Here is a 15,327-nt window from a genome sequence, read left to right as displayed (position 1 = left end):
CGCTGTACAAGGCTCATGACAAGGGTTCACACCGGGGCTCACGGGCTCACTGAGACGCGGGGCCTGCTGCCTCCCCGCGCCAGGAAGTCCGCCAGCGGCAGCGTCGCGGCCCCCACGGTGACCGCGTCGGGACCGAGCCTGCCGAGCTCGATGACCGTGCGGGCGGCGGCGTGGTCCAGCGCGTACTCGCTCGCGTACCGCCGTACTTCGGGCAGCAGGTGCGGCCCGATCAGCAGTCCCGCCCAGCCGCCGAGCAGGATCCGTTCGGGCCGGAAGAGATTGATCAGGTCGGCGACGGCGGCGCCCAGGTACTCGGCGGTGTCGTCGAGCAGGGAGACCGCGACCGGGTCGGGGGCGGGGCCGCCCGGGGCGGGGAAGGCGGCGGTGAGCAGCGTGGCGAGGGCGGTCTCGTCGTCGGCGTTGGCCGGCAGCGGCCCGCCGGCCTCCTGCCAGCGCTCGCGCAGGGCCTCCGCTCCGGCGTACGCCTCGAGGCAGCCGAGCGATCCGCAGCGGCAGCGCCGGCCCCGGATCCGTACGGTCGTGTGGCCCCACTCAAGGGCGTCGGCGCGGGCGGTCTCGTCGGGCGTGCCCGCGTGCACCACGCATGCGCCGACGCCGGATCCGATCAGCGCGACGGCCGCCTGCCGGGCGCCGCGGCCGCCGCCGAACCACATCTCGGCCTGGCCGAGGGTCTTGGCTCCGTTGTCGATGAACAGCGGTACTTCCGGCGGCAGTTCGACGGCGTCGCGGATCAGCCGCTCGAAGGGGACGGCGCTCCAGCCGATGGTCTGGCCGTGCACGATCGCCCCGCCGCCCGGGTCCCGCTCGATGATGCCGGGCACGCCGATGCCGATGCCCAGCAGGCTCGTCATCTCCGCGTCGGCGTCCCGCAGCACGTCGGCGACGCCGGCGCAGACATGTCCGACGATGCGTTCGACGTCATAGCCGTGCTGGGCCAGCAGCCGTTCGGTGCGGGCGAGTTCGGTGAGCGAGAGGTCGAACAGCTCGACGCGGACCCGGGTCTCGCCGATGTCGATGCCGATCAGCAGTCCGGCGCCGGGCGTGACGCGCAGCAGGGTGCGCGGGCGGCCGCCGTCGGAGTCGACGACCCCGGCCTCCTCCAGCACACCTTCGGCGGCCAGCTCGGCGACGACATTGCTGATAGAGCCTGAACTCAGTCCGGTGGCAGGGCCGAGCTCCTGGCGGCTCAGCGGGCCGTCGAAATACAACCGTTGCAGAACCCTCGCACGGTTGCCCCGCCGCAGGTCACGCACTGTCCGTCTGTTGCGCTCCGCCATGGTGCTCCTTCCCTCGAGGCAACATACCCCGGTCGCAGACCTTGACGCGACCTTCTCTCACCTCTTAAATCACGATCTAAATTAAGTCAAGGAGGCCCGTTCGGTTCTCGAACGCAGCCACCCCCGGGAAGGGGCCACCTCTCATGCGCATGATCAGAGCCGCAGCAGCCGTCACCGTCCTCAGCGCCCTGGCCGCCGTCACCGGATGCGGTGGCGGCACGACCGACGGAGGTGGCAGCAACGATTCGCCCAAGACGCTCACCTACTGGGCCTCCAACCAGGGCCCCAGTGTCGAGGCCGACAAGAAGATCCTCACCGCCGAACTCAAGAAGTTCGAGAAGCAGACCGGCATCAAGGTCAAGCTCGAGGTGATCCCCTGGTCCGATCTGCTCAACCGGATCCTCGCCGCCACCACCTCCGGTCAGGGCCCCGACGTCCTCAACATAGGCAACACCTGGTCCGCCTCGCTCCAGGCGACCGGCGCCCTGCTGCCCTGGGACCAGAAGAACTTCGACGCGATAGGCGGCCGGGACCGCTTCGTCGACTCGGCCGTCGCCTCCGCCGGAGCCGAGGGCAAGGACCCCGCGGCCGTGCCGCTGTACTCGCTCGCCTACGCGCTCTACTACAACAAGAAGATGTTCAGCGAGGCGGGCATCTCCCAGCCGCCCGCCACCTGGGACCAACTGGTCGCGGACGGCAAGAAGATCTCCAAGGACGGGAAGTGGGCGCTCGGCGCCGAGGGCGGCAATCTCGCCAACAACATCCACCAGGTCTTCGTCCTCGGTAAGCAGCACGGCGCCGACTTCTTCGACTCCGCGGGCAAGCCGACCTTCACCTCGGACGGCGCCGTCGCCGCGGTGAAGCAGTACGTCGACTTCATGGCCAAGGACAAGATCGTCGCACCTGGCAACGCCGAGTACGCCCAGAACCAGTCGTTGCAGGACTTCGCGCGCGGCAAGACGGCGATGGTGCTGTGGCAGGCCGCCGCCTCGACGTTCGCCGCGCAGGGCATGAAGCCGGCGGACTGGGGCGTGGCTCCCGTGCCGGTGCCCGCGGGCGCTCCGGGCACGGGTAAGAACACCAACTCCATGGTCGCCGGCATCAACATGGCCGTCTTCAAGAACACCAAGAACATCGACGGCGCCAAAGAGTTCGTGAAGTTCATGACGAGTGACGCCGAGCAGAAGCTGCTCAACAAGACGTACGGATCGATTCCGCCGGTCAAGGCCGCGCAGGAGGACCCGGCGTTCGCCGCGCCCGAACTGAAGGTGCTGCGCGACACGCTCGCCAAGAGCGCCGCGCCGCTGCCTCAGGTGCCCACGGAGTCGCAGTTCGAGACGACCGTCGGGACGGCCGTCAAGGAGCTGTGGGCCGATGCGGCCGCCGGAATCCCGGTGACCACGGAGTCGGTCAAGGAAAAGCTGACCAAGGCCCAGCAGCAGATGCAGCAGTGAGGCCCGCCCGATGACCGTTACTGTGTCGCCGGGCCGCACCGGCCCGGCGGACAGCGGCGAGAGCGTGGGCACCAAGGACGCGCGGCGGAAACTGCCGCGCATCCCGGACCGGATCCGCCACGGCGGCCTGCCCTATCTCCTGCTGCTGCCCGCCGTCGTACTCGAACTGCTCATCCATATCGTCCCGATGGCGATCGGGATCGTGATGAGCTTCCGCCGGCTCACCCAGTTCTACATCCGCAACTGGGGCGAGGCCCCGTGGACGGCCTTCGACAACTACAAGTTCGCCGTCGACTTCAACGCGCCGATCGGCGAGGCGCTGCTCAACTCCTTCTTTGTCACCTGTGTCTTCACCGTGCTGGCCGTCGGCCTGTCCTGGCTGTTCGGCGTCGCGGCGGCGATCATGATGCAGGAGAACTTCCGCGGCCGGGGCCTGCTGCGGGCCGTGTTCCTCACTCCGTACGCCCTGCCGGTGTACGCGGCCGTCATCACCTGGGCCTTCATGTTCCAGCGCGACAACGGCCTCATCAACCACGTGCTGCACGACCAACTGGGACTGACCGACGAGCCGTCCTTCTGGCTGATCGGCGACAACAGCTTTGTCGCGCTGGTCGTGGTGGCGGTCTGGAAGTCGTGGCCGTTCGCCTTCCTCATCGTGATGGCGGGGCTCCAGAACATCCCGCGCGAGCTGTACGAGGCGGCCGCGATCGACGGCGCCGGCGTCTGGCAGCAGATCCGCAAGATCACACTGCCGTTCCTTCGGCCGGTCAACCAGGTGCTGGTGCTGGTGCTGTTCCTGTGGACGTTCAACGACTTCAACACGCCCTATGTGCTCTTCGGACGGGCCGCGCCCGAGGCGGCGGATCTGATCTCGGTGCACATCTACCAGTCGTCGTTCGTCACCTGGAACTTCGGCCAGGGCTCGGCGATGTCCGTGCTCCTGCTGCTCTTCCTGCTGGCCGTCACGGCCGTCTATCTGCTGCTGACCACCGCCCGCGGAAGGAAGAGTGCCGATGCCTAGGCCGCCCAGGTCCCCGAGCGCGCCGCCGCAGTCCTTCCTCTGGACCCGCCGCGTCGTGCTGACCTTCCTCACGGCCTTCGCGCTGCTGCCCGTCTATGTGATGGTCTCCAGCTCGGTCAAGCCGCTGCAGGACGTCTCGGGCAAGTTCCAGTGGATCCCGTCCGGGCTCACGATCCGCCCGTACATCGACATCTGGACGACCGTTCCTCTCGCCCGCTACTTCGTCAACTCGCTGATCGTGGCGGGCTCGGCGACCGTGCTGTCCGTGCTGATCGCGGTGTTCGCCGCGTATGCGGTGAGCCGCTACCGGTTCCGCGGGAAGCGGGTCTTCACGGTCACGGTGCTCTCCACGCAGATGTTCCCCGGGATCCTGTTCCTTCTCCCGCTGTTCCTGATCTTCGTCAATATCGGCAACAGCACCGGAATCGCTCTGTACGGCTCGCGCGGCGGGCTGATCCTCACCTATCTGACGTTCTCGCTGCCCTTCTCCATCTGGATGCTGATCGGCTACTTCGACTCCATCCCGCGGGATCTGGACGAGGCCGCGATGGTGGACGGCTGCGGGGCGCTCGGTGCGTTGTTCCGGGTCGTGGTGCCGGCCGCCGTGCCCGGCATCGTCGCCGTGTCCGTCTACTCGTTCATGACGGCCTGGGGCGAGGTCCTGTTCGCCTCCGTGATGACGAACGACACCACCCGCACGCTCTCCGTCGGCCTGCGCGGCTATGCCACGCAGAACGACGTCTATTGGAACCAGGTCATGGCCGCGTCGCTGGTCGTCAGCGTGCCCGTGGTCGCCGGATTCCTCCTCCTCCAGCGCTATCTCGTCGCCGGCCTCACCGCGGGCGCCGTCAAGTGACACAAGTGCCCCCTGCAGAAAGGCTGTCCGTGAACGACCTCAACGCCCTTCCGGCCGACTTCACCTGGGGTGTCGCCACCGCCGCGTACCAGATCGAGGGGGCCGTGGCCGAGGACGGCCGCTCGCCGTCGATCTGGGACACCTTCTCGCACACGCCGGGCAAGGTCGCGGGCGGCGACACCGGCGACGTGGCCTGCGACCACTACCACCGCTGGCCGCAGGACATCGGGCTGATGTCGCAGCTCGGCGTCGGCGCGTACCGCTTCTCCATCGCCTGGCCGCGGATCGTGCCCGGCGGCGACGGTCCGGTCAATGCCGCCGGTCTCGCCTTCTACGACCGGCTGGTCGACGGCCTGCTCGAGGCGGGCATCACGCCGTATCCCACGCTGTACCACTGGGATCTGCCGCAGGCGCTCCAGGACCGCGGCGGCTGGCCGGCGCGCGAGACCGCCGAGCACTTCGCCTCGTACGCCGCCGTCGTCGCCGAGCGGCTCGGCGACCGGGTCAAAGACTGGGCGACGCTGAACGAGCCGCTGTGCTCGGCGTGGATCGGCCATCTGGAAGGCACGATGGCACCCGGGCTCACCGATCTCCGGGCCGCGGTGCACGCCTCGTACCATCTGCACCTCGGACACGGTCTGGCCGTCCAGGCGATCCGCGCGGCCTGCCCGGACGCACGCGTCGGGATCGTCAACAACCTCAGCCCGATCGAACCGGCGACCGAGCGCGACGAGGACCGCGCGGCGGCCGTACGCGCGGACGGTCACACCAACCGCTGGTGGCTCGACCCGATCCACGGCCGCGGCTATCCGCAGGACATGCTCGATCTGTACGGAGTCGAACTGCCCGAACGGACCGGCGACTTGGCGACCATCGCCGCGCCGCTGGACTGGCTGGGGCTGAACTACTACTTCCGCCAGATCGTCACCGCCGACCCGACCGGCTCGGCGCCGTACGCCAAGCAGATCTATCTGCCGGGCGCCCGGCACACCGCGATGGACTGGGAGGTGCACGCGGACGGCCTCGAGCAGCTGCTGATGCGGCTGACCGAGGAGTACGGCGCGCAGCGCATCCATGTCACGGAGAACGGCTCGGCGTATCCGGACGTGGTCCGCGCGGACGGCACGGTCGACGATCCGGAGCGCGTCCGCTACTTGGAGGAGCACCTGGCGGCCTGCGGCCGGGCGGCACGCCAAGGGGCCCCGGTGGCGGGCTACTTCGCCTGGTCGCTGATGGACAACTTCGAGTGGGCGTACGGCTACGACAAGCGGTTCGGCCTGATCCATGTCGACTACGCGACGCAGCGCCGCACGATCAAGGGCAGCGGCCACCGGTACGCGGACGTCATCCGCGCGGCGACCCGGCGGGCGCGCAGGGCGGCGTGATCCGGTTGCCCGGGTGAAGCCCAGGCCGGTCGACACCCGGCCTGGGCTGCGGGACCGCGCCCGCCGGCGATGGCCTCGGCGGTGGCGAGGCCGACGGGTGGGATCAAACCGTTTGCCCCTCAAGAAGCCTTCCTAGAAGGATGCCCGAATGGCCTTGCCCGTCGCCGCGCCGTCCCGCCTCTGGACCCGGAACTTCAGCCTCTACTTCACCGCCCGCATCGCGTCGATGCTCGGCGACACGATGATCCCGGTCGCCATGTCGGTCGCGATGCTCTCGCTCGGATACGGCGTGAGCGCGGTCGGGTTTGCGCTCGGCGCGTGGATGGGCGCGTTCGCTCTCTTCGTCGTCTTCGGCGGGGTGCTCGCGGACCGGTTCCACCCCAGGCCGCAGATGATCGGCGCGGACGCGGTCCGGTGCGTGATCATGGGCGCGCTCGGGGCCTACTTCTGGCTCGGTCATCCGCCGCTGTGGTTCATCATCGTCGTGGCTTTGCTCGGCGGGACCGCGACCGCGATGTTCCAGCCGGGTGTCTCCAGCCTGGTGCCACAGGTGGCCGCCGACCCGCAACAGGCCAACGGGGTGCTGCGGGTGGGTCAGGGGATCTCCACGATGGCAGGGCCCGCGCTCGCCGGAACGCTGGTCGCCACCACCTCGGCGGCCACGGTGTTCGCGAGTGCCGCGGCCACCTTCGCGGTCAGCGGGATCGGTCTGGTGGCGCTGCGGCTGCCCCGCTTCGAGGTGGACCGGTCGGCCTCCACGCTCGCGAACCTGCGCACCGGGTGGCACGAGTTCCGGTCCCGGTCGTGGCTGTGGGGGGGCATCCTGATCTGGTGGTTCCTGGGCGTGTTCGTCTGGGGACCTCTCACGCCGCTCGGCGCGGCCTCCATCATCGACGCGCACGGCAAGGCGGCGTTCGGCTACGCCGAGAGCGCGTTCGGGGCGGGCTGTGTACTCGGCGGCCTGATCGCGATCCGGCTCCGCGCGTCCCGTCCGCTCCTCGCCGGCGGGCTCGCGATGTTCCTGTTCCCGCTGATGCCGCTGATGGCGGCGCTGGTCCCCGCGCTGCCGCTGCTCATGCTCGGGTACGGGGTGAGCGGGGTCGGCTGGGCGTACTGGGGCGTCCAGTGGGCCACCACCGTGCAGACCCAGATACCCGAGGACCGGCTCAACCGGGTCACCGCCTACGAGATCGCCGGCTCGATCCTGGCCGTCCCCTTCGGCCAGGCCGTCGCCGGCCCGGCCAGCGCCCTCTTCGGCGTCCGCCAACTCCTCTTGGTCGGGGCCGTGATCAGCCTCTGCTGCGCCATCGCTCTGATCGCCGTTCCGCCGATCCGCCGCCTTCCCCGCGCGCTGGCCGCGCCACGGCGCGGTGGTGTCCGGGGAACGGATCAGCGACCGGGTGACGTGTGCGCGGCGAAGGAGGCACGGTAGGCGCGCGGGCTCGTCGTGAGGCGTGAGGCGAAGTGCTGGCGCATGGTGATTTCGCTGCCGAAGCCCGTGCGGCGGGCGATCTCGGGCATCGGCAGGTCGGTGTGTTCGAGGAGCTTCTGGGCCGCGGCGACGCGCTGGTCCAGGAGCCAGCGCAGCGGGGTCGTGCCGGTGGCCGCGGCGAAGTGGCGGGCGAAGGAGCGTGCCGACATGCCCGCGCGCTCGGCGAGATCGGCGACCGCGAGCGGTTCGTGGAGGTGCTGGAGCGCGTATTCGCGTACGGATGCGAGTGCGTCGGCGTCCCGGTCGGTGCGCGGGGTGGGGTGCTCGATGAACTGGGCCTGGGTTCCGGTGCGGAAGGGCGCGGTGACCATCGAGCGGGCGATCATCGCGGCCGCCTCCGCGCCGTGGGCCGTACGGACCAGATGCAGGCACAGGTCGATGCCGGCGGCCGTACCGGCGGCGGTCCAGATGTTGCCGTCCTCGATGAAGAGCGCGTCGGGTTCGACCATGACCCGCGGGTGATGGGCGCGCAGCAGGTCGACGAGGTTCCAGTGGGTGATCGCGCGGCGGCCGTCGAGAAGGCCGGCCTGGGCGAGGGTGAAGGCGCCGCCGCACAGGGCGGCGATGGTGGTGCCGCGGGCGTGTGCCCGGCGCAGGGCCTCGAGTACCGGTGCGGGTGCCGGGGTGAGATGGTCGTCGAGGCCGGGAATCAGGACCAGATCGGCCCGCGCCAGCCAGGCCAGCGTGCGGTCGGGGGTGAGGCTGAAACCCCCGCGCATGGGGACGGGCGTGCAGTCGGCGGCGACGCGTCGAAGGTCGAACGCGGGGACGCCGCGGTCGGTGCGGTCCGTGCCCCAGACCTCGGTGATCACGGAGACGTCGAAGGCCCGGACGCCCGGGAAGCTGACGAGGGCGACTCGGTACGGAACGGGGTCGGTGGCCACCTTGGCAGTAAACCATCGATCGCTGACTTGTGCGCATCTGGGGCGAGGGCGGCCGAGGCGGCAGCATCGTGGGCATGGAGATAGCAGAGAACGCGGCACTGGTCGTGGTGGACGTCATGAAGGGCTTCGAGGAGCCGGACTTCTGGGGCCCGCGGAACAACCCGGAGGCCGACGAGAACATCGCCTCGCTCATCGACGTATGGCAGGCCACGGGACGGCCGGTCGTCTTCGTACGGCACGACTCGACGAATCCGGACTCGCCGCTGCGGCCGGGGCACCCGGGCAACGGCCTCAAGGAGTACGTGGAGCAGCGGCGCGGCAAGGGCACCGCGGCCGAGCTGTTCGTCACGAAGACCGTGAACTCGGCCTTCTACGGGACGCCGGACCTGGACGCGTGGTTCAGGGCCGAGGGCATCTCGCAGTTCGTGGTGGCCGGGATCCAGACCAATATGTGCGCGGAGACGACGGCACGGATGGGCGGAAACCTCGGATACGAGGTGTTCTTCGCGCTGGACGCGACGTACACCTTCGACCTCGAGGGGCCGTTCGGCTGGCGGCGGACCGCGGACGAACTGGCGCAGGCCTCCGCCGTGACACTGCACGGCGGAGGCTTCGCGACGGTGGTGACGACCAAGGACCTTGTCACCGCGGTGGCCTGAGCGAGCCACGGGGGCTCAGACCTGAGCCGGGGCCGTCGGCTCCGTGCCCGTCTGTGTGACGACCGATGCCGCGATCTGCGACGCGAAGTCCAGCATCGCTGCGGCACGGTCCGGCGAGAGCTCCCGTTGCCACCCGCCTTCGGTGCCGAGCCAGGCGAGCACTCCCGCCATGAACGCATCGCCCGCGCCGATGGTGTTGACCACCTCGACCGCCACGGCCGGCACGGAGACGGACGCGCCTCCGGGCACAAAGGCTGTCGCGCCCCGGTCGCCGCGGGTCAGCACCACCAGCCGGCCCTCCTCGGCGAGCTTCCGGCAGCTGTGATCCGGGTCGGTGTCCGGCCACAGCCGCCGGAGGTCTTCGTCGCTGGCCTTGACGACATGGGCCAGCTCGCAGAGCTCGCGGAGCAGTTGATGACCCCGGTCGGGGTCGATGGTGCGGTCCTCGCGCACATTGGGGTCCACCACCAGCAGCGAATGCCGGGCGGCCGCGCGCGCGGTGGCGGCGACGGCCCCCGCCGCCGGTTCGACGACGGCGGCGAGACCTCCGGCGTACACGGCTCCGAAATGCGTGGACTCGGCCTCGCGCGGCGGGAATTGGAACGTCGCCGTGGACTCGAGATGGAAGTGGTAGCCGTTGCCCGTCGGTCCCGGGTCGGCGACCGCGAGCGCCGTCGGCAGCGGTGGGCGCGCACACAGCGACAGATCGACGCCGGCGTCCGTGAGCCGCCGCTCGATGGCGCGGGCGAAGCCGTCCGAGCCGAGCGCTCCGGCGAAGGAGACGGGCGTGCCGAGACGTGCCAGGCCGACCGCCACGTTGGCGGGCGCGCCGCCGGGCTGCGCACGCTCCAACTCCCGCTCGCCGGAACCGGTGACGGTGATGGAACCGCGGCCGGAGAACCCATCGATGACGGAGGCGGCGACCGGCACGAGGTCAATGAGCGCCTCGCCGAGCACCAGCACTCCGTCGGCCCGCCCGGTCACGGCTCCACCACGATCTTGCGGCCGAGGCCCGCCTTGAACTGGTCGATCGCCTGCGGATACCGCTCCAGCGGCAGCCGGTCGCTGATGAACACCGACGGGTCGAGCACCCCGGCGGCGAAGAGCGCCGCGGCCCGCTCGTAGCTGTGCAGCACCGCCATCGAGCCGGTGATGGTGATCTCCTGGTTGTAGATGCGGTACGGCTCGATCACCGCGGTCGTCGCGTAGTCGGCGACACCGAACTGGAGGAAGGTGCCGCCCTTGGCGACCCGACCGAGGCCGTCCTGGATGGCCCCGGCGTTGCCCGTCGCGTCGATCACGAAGTCCCAGCCGCCGGGCTGGTCCAGCTCCTCGGCATGCGCTGCCGAGCGGGAGCAGCCGAGCAGAGAGGCCGTCGCGAGCCGGTCCGGATTGATGTCGAGCACGTCCACGCCGGCGGCGCCGGTGCGCTTGGCGAGCTCCAGCATCATCAGGCCCATGGTCCCGGAGCCGTAGATCAGCACGCTGGAGCCGAGCGTGCTGCTGTTGAGTACGTCGTATCCGCGCACCGCACAGGACAGCGGCTCGATCAGCGCCGCGTCCTTGACGTCGATGTGGTCCGGCAGCCGTACGCAGTTCGCGACCGGAGCGACGGCGAATTCGGCCGCGCCGCCGGGGACGGTGACGCCGATGGCGGCCCAGTTGTCGCAGAGGTTGCCGCGGCCGGCCCGGCAGTAGCGGCATTCGTGACAGTGCAGGGACGGGTCGACGGCGACCTTGTCCCCGACGGCCACTTCGGTGACCCTGCTCCCGACGCCCACGACCTCACCGGCGAACTCATGCCCCGGCAGGATCGGCAGCGTCGGCGCGAACTCGCCCTGCAGGATGTGCAGATCGGTGCCGCACAGACCGCACGAGGCCACCGAGACGACAACCTCCCGCGGTCCCGGGGTGGGGTCGGGAACCGTCGTGACGGAGACCTTGCCGGGGGCTTCGACGATCGCTGCCCTCATTTAACAGCTCCAAGCGAGAGGCCCTGGACGAGCTTGTCCTGGGCGGCGTAGCCGGCGGCGAGCACCGGCAGGGACACAACGACGGACGCGGCGCACAGCTGGGCGAGGAACAGGCCCTGGCTGGTGACGACTCCGATCAGATAGACGGGCGCGGTCTGGGCGACGACGCCGGTGAGCACCCGCGCGAAGAGCAGCTCGTTCCAGCTGAAGATGAAGCAGATCAGCGCGGTGGCCGCGATTCCCGGAGCGGCGATGGGCGCGACCACGCGGGCCAGGACGGTGGGCAGCCGGGCGCCGTCCACCTGGGCCGCCTCGATGATCGAGACCGGCACGTCGGCGAGGAAGGACTGCATCATCCACACCGCGATCGGCAGATTCATCGAGGTGTAGAGCAGAACGAGGAGCCAGACGTTGTCCAGCATTCCGGTGTTCTTCGCGAACAGATAGATGGGCAGCAGGCCCGCGACGACCGGCAGCATCTTGGTGGACAGGAAGAAGAACATCACGTCCGTCCACTTGCGTACGCGCCGGATGGAGAGCGCGTAGGCGGCCGGGATCGCCAGCACGAGCACCAGCAGAGTGGAGAACAGCGAGGCGGAGAGGGAGTTGATCAGGGAGGGCCAGGGAGTCGGCCCGCCGCCCGCGCCGAAGAACTCCCGGTATCCGTCGAGGGTCAGCGACGCGGCGATGGACGGCGGATTGGTCGCCGCGTCCGACTCCGCGTGCAGCGAGGTCAGCAGCATCCACAGGGCGGGCAGACAGAAGCCGATGCCCGCCACCCAGGCCACCACGCCCAGTGCGGTGGAGCGGCGCTTGGCGCGGCGTGCCGCGGGCGGCAGCTGCGGCTTTACGCGGGGGGCTGTTGCGGTGGGAGCGGTCATGCGCGGTTCGCCTCCTCACGGAAGAGGGACGAGACCACCCGGAGCGCGAAGGTCGCGATGATCATCGTGCCGATCACGACGACGACTCCCACGGCGGACGCCAGTCCGTACTCGTGAGCCTGGTAGAAGGTGTTGTAGATGGTGTACGGGAGGTTGGCGGTGCCGAGCCCTCCGCCGGTGATGGTGAACACCGCGTCGAAGTTCTGCACGATGTACACGGAGCCGAGCAGTACGCCCAGTTCGAGGTACCGCCGCAGATGCGGCAGCGTCAGATAGCGGAACATCTGCCAGCTGCTCGCCCCGTCGAGACGCGCGGCCTCCATCATGTCGGCGGGCCTGCTCTGCAGTCCGGCGAGCAGGATCAGCATCATGAAGGGCGTCCACTGCCACACCAGGGAGGCCTCGACGGCGAGCAGCGGCATGTCGGAGATCCAGTCCGGCTGCGCCGGGGTCGTATCGCCGAACAGCTCGCCGACCCAGGTCAGGGCCCCGTTGAAGAGCCCGTACTCCGGGTTGTAGAGCGCGTGCTTCCACAGCAGCGCCGCCGAGACCGGGACGAGCAGGAACGGCGTGATGAGCAGGGTGCGCACCATGCCGCGCCCGAAGAAGGTGCGGTCGAGCAGCAGCGCGAGCAGCAGTCCGAGCACCACCGAGGTGATGACGACGCTCGCGGTGATCATGACGGTGGTGAGGACCGATTCACGCAGCTCCGAGTCGGTGACCACCTCGGAGTAGTTGGAGAGGCCGGCGAAGCTGCGCGCGTCGGGGTCGAGGGAGTTCCAGTCGAAGAGCGAGATCACCAGCGTTGCCACAAAGGGCAGTTGGGTGACGGCGATCAAAAAGACGAGGGCGGGCAGGAGCGGGGCCCGGGTGGCCCAGGCCCGCGGTCCCGACTTCCGCGTCCTGGGCCGCCGCGCCTGCTCCGACCGAACCTGCGGGTTCAGCGGCGGGGTGGTGACGGAGGCGGTCACTGGTACTCCTTGCCGACCTTCTCGGCCAGCTTCTGGGAGGCGGCCAGTGCCTGGTCGACGGTCTGGCGGCCGGCGATGGCCGAGCTGATCTCCTGCGAGACCTTGGTGCCGAGGTCGGTGAACTCGGGGATGCCGACGAACTGGATACCGGCCGCGGGGCGGGGCTGGACGCCGGGGTTCTCCGGGTTGGCGCTCGCGATGGCCTTCTCGGTGATCTCCGCGAAGGCGCCGGCGGCCTTCTTGTACTCGGCGTTGGCGTAGGTCGACGCCCGCTTGCCCGCGGGGACGTTGGACCAGCCGCTCGTCTTGCCGACCAGCTCCTCGTACTCCTTGCTGGACGCCCAGGAGATGAACTTCCAGGCGCTGTCGGACTTCTTGGAGGCCTTCTGCATGCCCCAGGCCCAGGTGTAGAGCCAGCCGGAGCTCTCGGTCTTCTCCACCGGAGCCGGTACGTAGCCGATCTTGCCCTTCACCGGCGAATCGGGCGCCTCCAGGGAGCCGGCCCCGGCGGTGGCGTCGTACCACATGGCCGTCTTGCCCTGGGTCATGTTGTTGAGGCACTCGGCGTACCCGGACTGGGCCGCGCCGGCCTCACCGTGCTTGCGCACCAGGTCGACATAGAACTGGGTGGCCTTCTTGAACTCCGGCGAGGTGAGCTTGGCCTCCCACTTGTCGGTGAACCAGGTGCCGCCCATGGTGTTGACGACGGTGGTCAGCGGCGCAATGACCTCGCCCCAGCCGGGGAGTCCGCGCAGACAGATGCCCTTCATGCCGGGCTCGGCGCCGTCCGCCTTCGCGGCGATGTCGGCCACCTGTGTCCAGGTGGGCTTGGCCGGCATCGTCAGGTTCTTCGCCGCCAGCACGTCCTTGCGGTACATGAGGAAGGACGACTCGCCGTAGAACGGCTCGGCGTAGAGCTTTCCGTCCGCCGCGGTGAGCGACTCCGTCAGCGGCTTGAGGATGTCGCCCTGGTCGAAGGCGGTGTCCTTCTTGGCGTAGTCGTCCAGGGCGTGCAACCAGCCGTTCTTGGCGTAGAACGGCACCTCGTAGTTGCTGATGGTGGCCACGTCGTACTGGCCCGCCTGGTTGGAGAAGTCCTGACTGATCTTGTCGCGGACGTCGTTCTCCGGCAGCACGGTGAAGTTGACCTTGATACCGGTCTCCTTGGTGAAGTTGGCCGCGGTCAGCTTCTGCAGCTCGACCATCTGCGGGTTGTTCACCATCAGTACGTTCACCGTGTCGCTCTCTCCGGAGGAGGAGGCGCCTGCTCCGCTGCACCCCGCGAGCAGTGCCATGGCGGCCGTGCCCGCCCCCACACTCAGGCTGATTGCGCGTCGTCGTCGCTGGAGGGGCATTGGTTTCTCCTGATCGTTTGTTGCGGCTCGTGATCGGATCGGTGTTCAGGACGTGTTTGGCCTGCCCTCGGCCAACCGGCCGGGGATCAACGCGCTCATGAGGTGATGCAGTTGTGCGGCTCCGGCCGCTCAGACCCGGATGACCTGCGGTCCGAGCAGGGAGTAGCGGTGTGCTTCGGCGGACGGCAGGCCGACGTCGGTGACGACGGCCTCGAAGTCTTCGACGCCGGCGAAGCGGCAGAAGCTGACGGCGCCGAACTTGGTGTGGATTCCGGCGAAGATCCGGCGGCGGGAGCTGCGCATGGCCTGTGCCTTCACCTCGCTGACCGCGGGGTCGGGCGTGGTCAGTCCGTACTCCCGCGAGATTCCGTTCGCGCCGACGTACGCCAGGTCGATGACGAAGCCGGCGAGCATTCTGGTGGCCCAGTGGTCGACGGTGGCCATGGTGCCGCCGCGGACCCGACCGCCGAGGAGCAGGACGGCGATCTTCTCGGCGTCCGCGAGTACGGTCGCCACGGCCAGCGACGCGGTGACCACGGTCAGCGGCCGGTCCCGCGGCAGCGCCTCGGCGACGAGCTGCGGCGTGAAGCCCTCGTCGACGAAGACGGTTTCCGCGTCGCCGAGGAGATCGGCCGCTGCTGCCGCGATCCGCGACTTCTGCGGCACATGCCGGGTGGTCCGCACGGCGAGCGTGGTCTCGAATCCGGCGGACTCCACCGGGTAGGCCCCGCCGTGCGTACGGCGTACCAGTCCGTGCTCCTCCAGTGCGTGCAGGTCCCGCCTGATGGTCTCCTTGGCCACCTGGAATTGACCAGCGAGATCGTTGACGTCCACGGCGCCGTCGCGTCGGGCCGTCTCGAGAATTCCTCTTCGGCGTTCGTCGGTGTCCACAGCGCACTTCCCTGGTTCTGCTCGCTGCTGCACGGTGTGTGCGGCGGGGCCTGGAGTCCGTTCGGGCCCATGGGTCGTTTGTACAAGCAATTCCGGCCGCTGGACCAGGCCCTTCACATCATTCGCTGTGCCCGTTCGTGCCCGTTTTGCATGTGCCGTCGCCGCTGGTGGGGCAGTTTGTGCAGGTAGCGGCGGCAGGTGTCGCTG

At 69.4% G+C, this 15,327-nt stretch carries 14 protein-coding genes; 6 read left to right on the top strand and 8 right to left on the bottom strand.

Annotated elements, in window-relative coordinates:
* Positions 1 to 38 precede the first annotated feature (38 nt).
* Positions 39 to 1,298 (bottom strand): ROK family protein, encoded by a 1,260-nt coding sequence (locus tag ACH4YL_RS12280; protein WP_398507195.1) that lies wholly within the window; start codon positions 1,296 to 1,298, stop codon positions 39 to 41.
* Positions 1,299 to 1,441: 143 nt separating this feature from the next.
* Between ACH4YL_RS12280 and ACH4YL_RS12275 the strand changes: the two genes are divergently transcribed.
* The 5 genes from ACH4YL_RS12275 to ACH4YL_RS12255 all read left to right on the top strand — a co-directional run bounded on the left by ACH4YL_RS12275 (position 1,442) and on the right by ACH4YL_RS12255 (position 7,446).
* Positions 1,442 to 2,752 carry an ABC transporter substrate-binding protein gene (locus tag ACH4YL_RS12275; protein WP_398507194.1) on the top strand — a complete coding sequence of 437 codons (1,311 nt, stop codon included), beginning with the start codon at positions 1,442 to 1,444 and terminating at the stop codon, positions 2,750 to 2,752.
* Positions 2,753 to 2,762: 10 nt separating this feature from the next.
* Entirely contained in the window at positions 2,763 to 3,773 is a 1,011-nt protein-coding gene (locus tag ACH4YL_RS12270; protein WP_398507193.1) for a carbohydrate ABC transporter permease, read from the top strand.
* Positions 3,766 to 4,629 (top strand): carbohydrate ABC transporter permease, encoded by an 864-nt coding sequence (locus ACH4YL_RS12265; RefSeq protein ID WP_398507192.1) that lies wholly within the window; start codon positions 3,766 to 3,768, stop codon positions 4,627 to 4,629. The genes ACH4YL_RS12270 and ACH4YL_RS12265 overlap by 8 nt, the downstream gene beginning before the upstream one ends.
* A 29-nt stretch (positions 4,630 to 4,658) precedes the next feature.
* Complete coding sequence (locus tag ACH4YL_RS12260; protein ID WP_398507191.1) at positions 4,659 to 6,014, top strand: GH1 family beta-glucosidase; 1,356 nt, start codon at positions 4,659 to 4,661, stop codon at positions 6,012 to 6,014.
* A 148-nt stretch (positions 6,015 to 6,162) separates the two neighbouring features.
* A complete protein-coding gene (locus ACH4YL_RS12255) occupies positions 6,163 to 7,446 on the top strand; it encodes an MFS transporter (protein ID WP_398507190.1) in 1,284 nt (427 codons plus the stop codon).
* Here ACH4YL_RS12255 and ACH4YL_RS12250 read toward each other — a convergent pair.
* Complete coding sequence (locus ACH4YL_RS12250) at positions 7,404 to 8,390, bottom strand: GlxA family transcriptional regulator (RefSeq protein ID WP_398507189.1); 987 nt, start codon at positions 8,388 to 8,390, stop codon at positions 7,404 to 7,406. The genes ACH4YL_RS12255 and ACH4YL_RS12250 overlap by 43 nt on opposite strands.
* Before the next feature lie 74 nt (positions 8,391 to 8,464).
* On the opposite strand from ACH4YL_RS12250, the gene ACH4YL_RS12245 reads away from it, so the two are divergent.
* Positions 8,465 to 9,049 carry a cysteine hydrolase family protein gene (locus ACH4YL_RS12245; protein ID WP_398507188.1) on the top strand — a complete coding sequence of 195 codons (585 nt, stop codon included), beginning with the start codon at positions 8,465 to 8,467 and terminating at the stop codon, positions 9,047 to 9,049.
* A 15-nt stretch (positions 9,050 to 9,064) separates the two neighbouring features.
* Here ACH4YL_RS12245 and ACH4YL_RS12240 read toward each other — a convergent pair whose 3' ends face one another.
* The 6 genes from ACH4YL_RS12240 to ACH4YL_RS12215 form a co-directional block, all read right to left on the bottom strand.
* Positions 9,065 to 10,033, bottom strand: coding sequence for a carbohydrate kinase (locus ACH4YL_RS12240; protein WP_398507187.1), 969 nt, complete (start codon positions 10,031 to 10,033; stop codon positions 9,065 to 9,067).
* A complete protein-coding gene (locus ACH4YL_RS12235) occupies positions 10,030 to 11,022 on the bottom strand; it encodes a zinc-dependent alcohol dehydrogenase family protein (protein WP_398507186.1) in 993 nt (330 codons plus the stop codon). The genes ACH4YL_RS12240 and ACH4YL_RS12235 overlap by 4 nt, the downstream gene beginning before the upstream one ends.
* Positions 11,019 to 11,903, bottom strand: coding sequence for a carbohydrate ABC transporter permease (locus tag ACH4YL_RS12230; protein WP_398507185.1), 885 nt, complete (start codon positions 11,901 to 11,903; stop codon positions 11,019 to 11,021). Before ACH4YL_RS12230 ends, ACH4YL_RS12235 begins: the two co-directional genes overlap by 4 nt.
* The gene (locus ACH4YL_RS12225) at positions 11,900 to 12,874 is read right to left on the bottom strand and encodes a carbohydrate ABC transporter permease (RefSeq protein WP_398507184.1); all 975 of its coding nucleotides are present in this window, start codon (positions 12,872 to 12,874) and stop codon (positions 11,900 to 11,902) included. Before ACH4YL_RS12225 ends, ACH4YL_RS12230 begins: the two co-directional genes overlap by 4 nt.
* The gene (locus tag ACH4YL_RS12220; RefSeq protein ID WP_398507183.1) at positions 12,871 to 14,229 is read right to left on the bottom strand and encodes an ABC transporter substrate-binding protein; all 1,359 of its coding nucleotides are present in this window, start codon (positions 14,227 to 14,229) and stop codon (positions 12,871 to 12,873) included. The genes ACH4YL_RS12225 and ACH4YL_RS12220 overlap by 4 nt, the downstream gene beginning before the upstream one ends.
* A gap of 129 nt (positions 14,230 to 14,358) precedes the next feature.
* Positions 14,359 to 15,120: a DeoR/GlpR family DNA-binding transcription regulator gene (locus tag ACH4YL_RS12215; protein ID WP_398507182.1), complete on the bottom strand. Its 762-nt coding sequence runs from the start codon at positions 15,118 to 15,120 to the stop codon at positions 14,359 to 14,361.
* Between the last annotated feature and the right edge of the window lie 207 nt (positions 15,121 to 15,327).

It is taken from the genome of Streptomyces sp. NPDC020681, from assembly GCF_044334895.1.
Lineage (GTDB): Bacteria > Actinomycetota > Actinomycetes > Streptomycetales > Streptomycetaceae > Streptomyces.
The sequence above is the reverse complement of the archived record's forward strand: the minus strand, read 5'-3'. Positions and strand labels throughout refer to the sequence as shown.

Coding starts and splice junctions, on each gene's coding strand:
- ACH4YL_RS12280 (WP_398507195.1), bottom strand. CDS start 1,298: ATGGCGGAGCGCAACAGACGGACAGTGCGTGACCTGCGGCGGGGCAAC.
- ACH4YL_RS12275 (WP_398507194.1), top strand. CDS start 1,442: ATGCGCATGATCAGAGCCGCAGCAGCCGTCACCGTCCTCAGCGCCCTG.
- ACH4YL_RS12270 (WP_398507193.1), top strand. CDS start 2,763: ATGACCGTTACTGTGTCGCCGGGCCGCACCGGCCCGGCGGACAGCGGC.
- ACH4YL_RS12265 (WP_398507192.1), top strand. CDS start 3,766: ATGCCTAGGCCGCCCAGGTCCCCGAGCGCGCCGCCGCAGTCCTTCCTC.
- ACH4YL_RS12255 (WP_398507190.1), top strand. CDS start 6,163: ATGGCCTTGCCCGTCGCCGCGCCGTCCCGCCTCTGGACCCGGAACTTC.
- ACH4YL_RS12245 (WP_398507188.1), top strand. CDS start 8,465: ATGGAGATAGCAGAGAACGCGGCACTGGTCGTGGTGGACGTCATGAAG.
- ACH4YL_RS12235 (WP_398507186.1), bottom strand. CDS start 11,022: ATGAGGGCAGCGATCGTCGAAGCCCCCGGCAAGGTCTCCGTCACGACG.
- ACH4YL_RS12230 (WP_398507185.1), bottom strand. CDS start 11,903: ATGACCGCTCCCACCGCAACAGCCCCCCGCGTAAAGCCGCAGCTGCCG.
- ACH4YL_RS12220 (WP_398507183.1), bottom strand. CDS start 14,229: ATGCCCCTCCAGCGACGACGACGCGCAATCAGCCTGAGTGTGGGGGCG.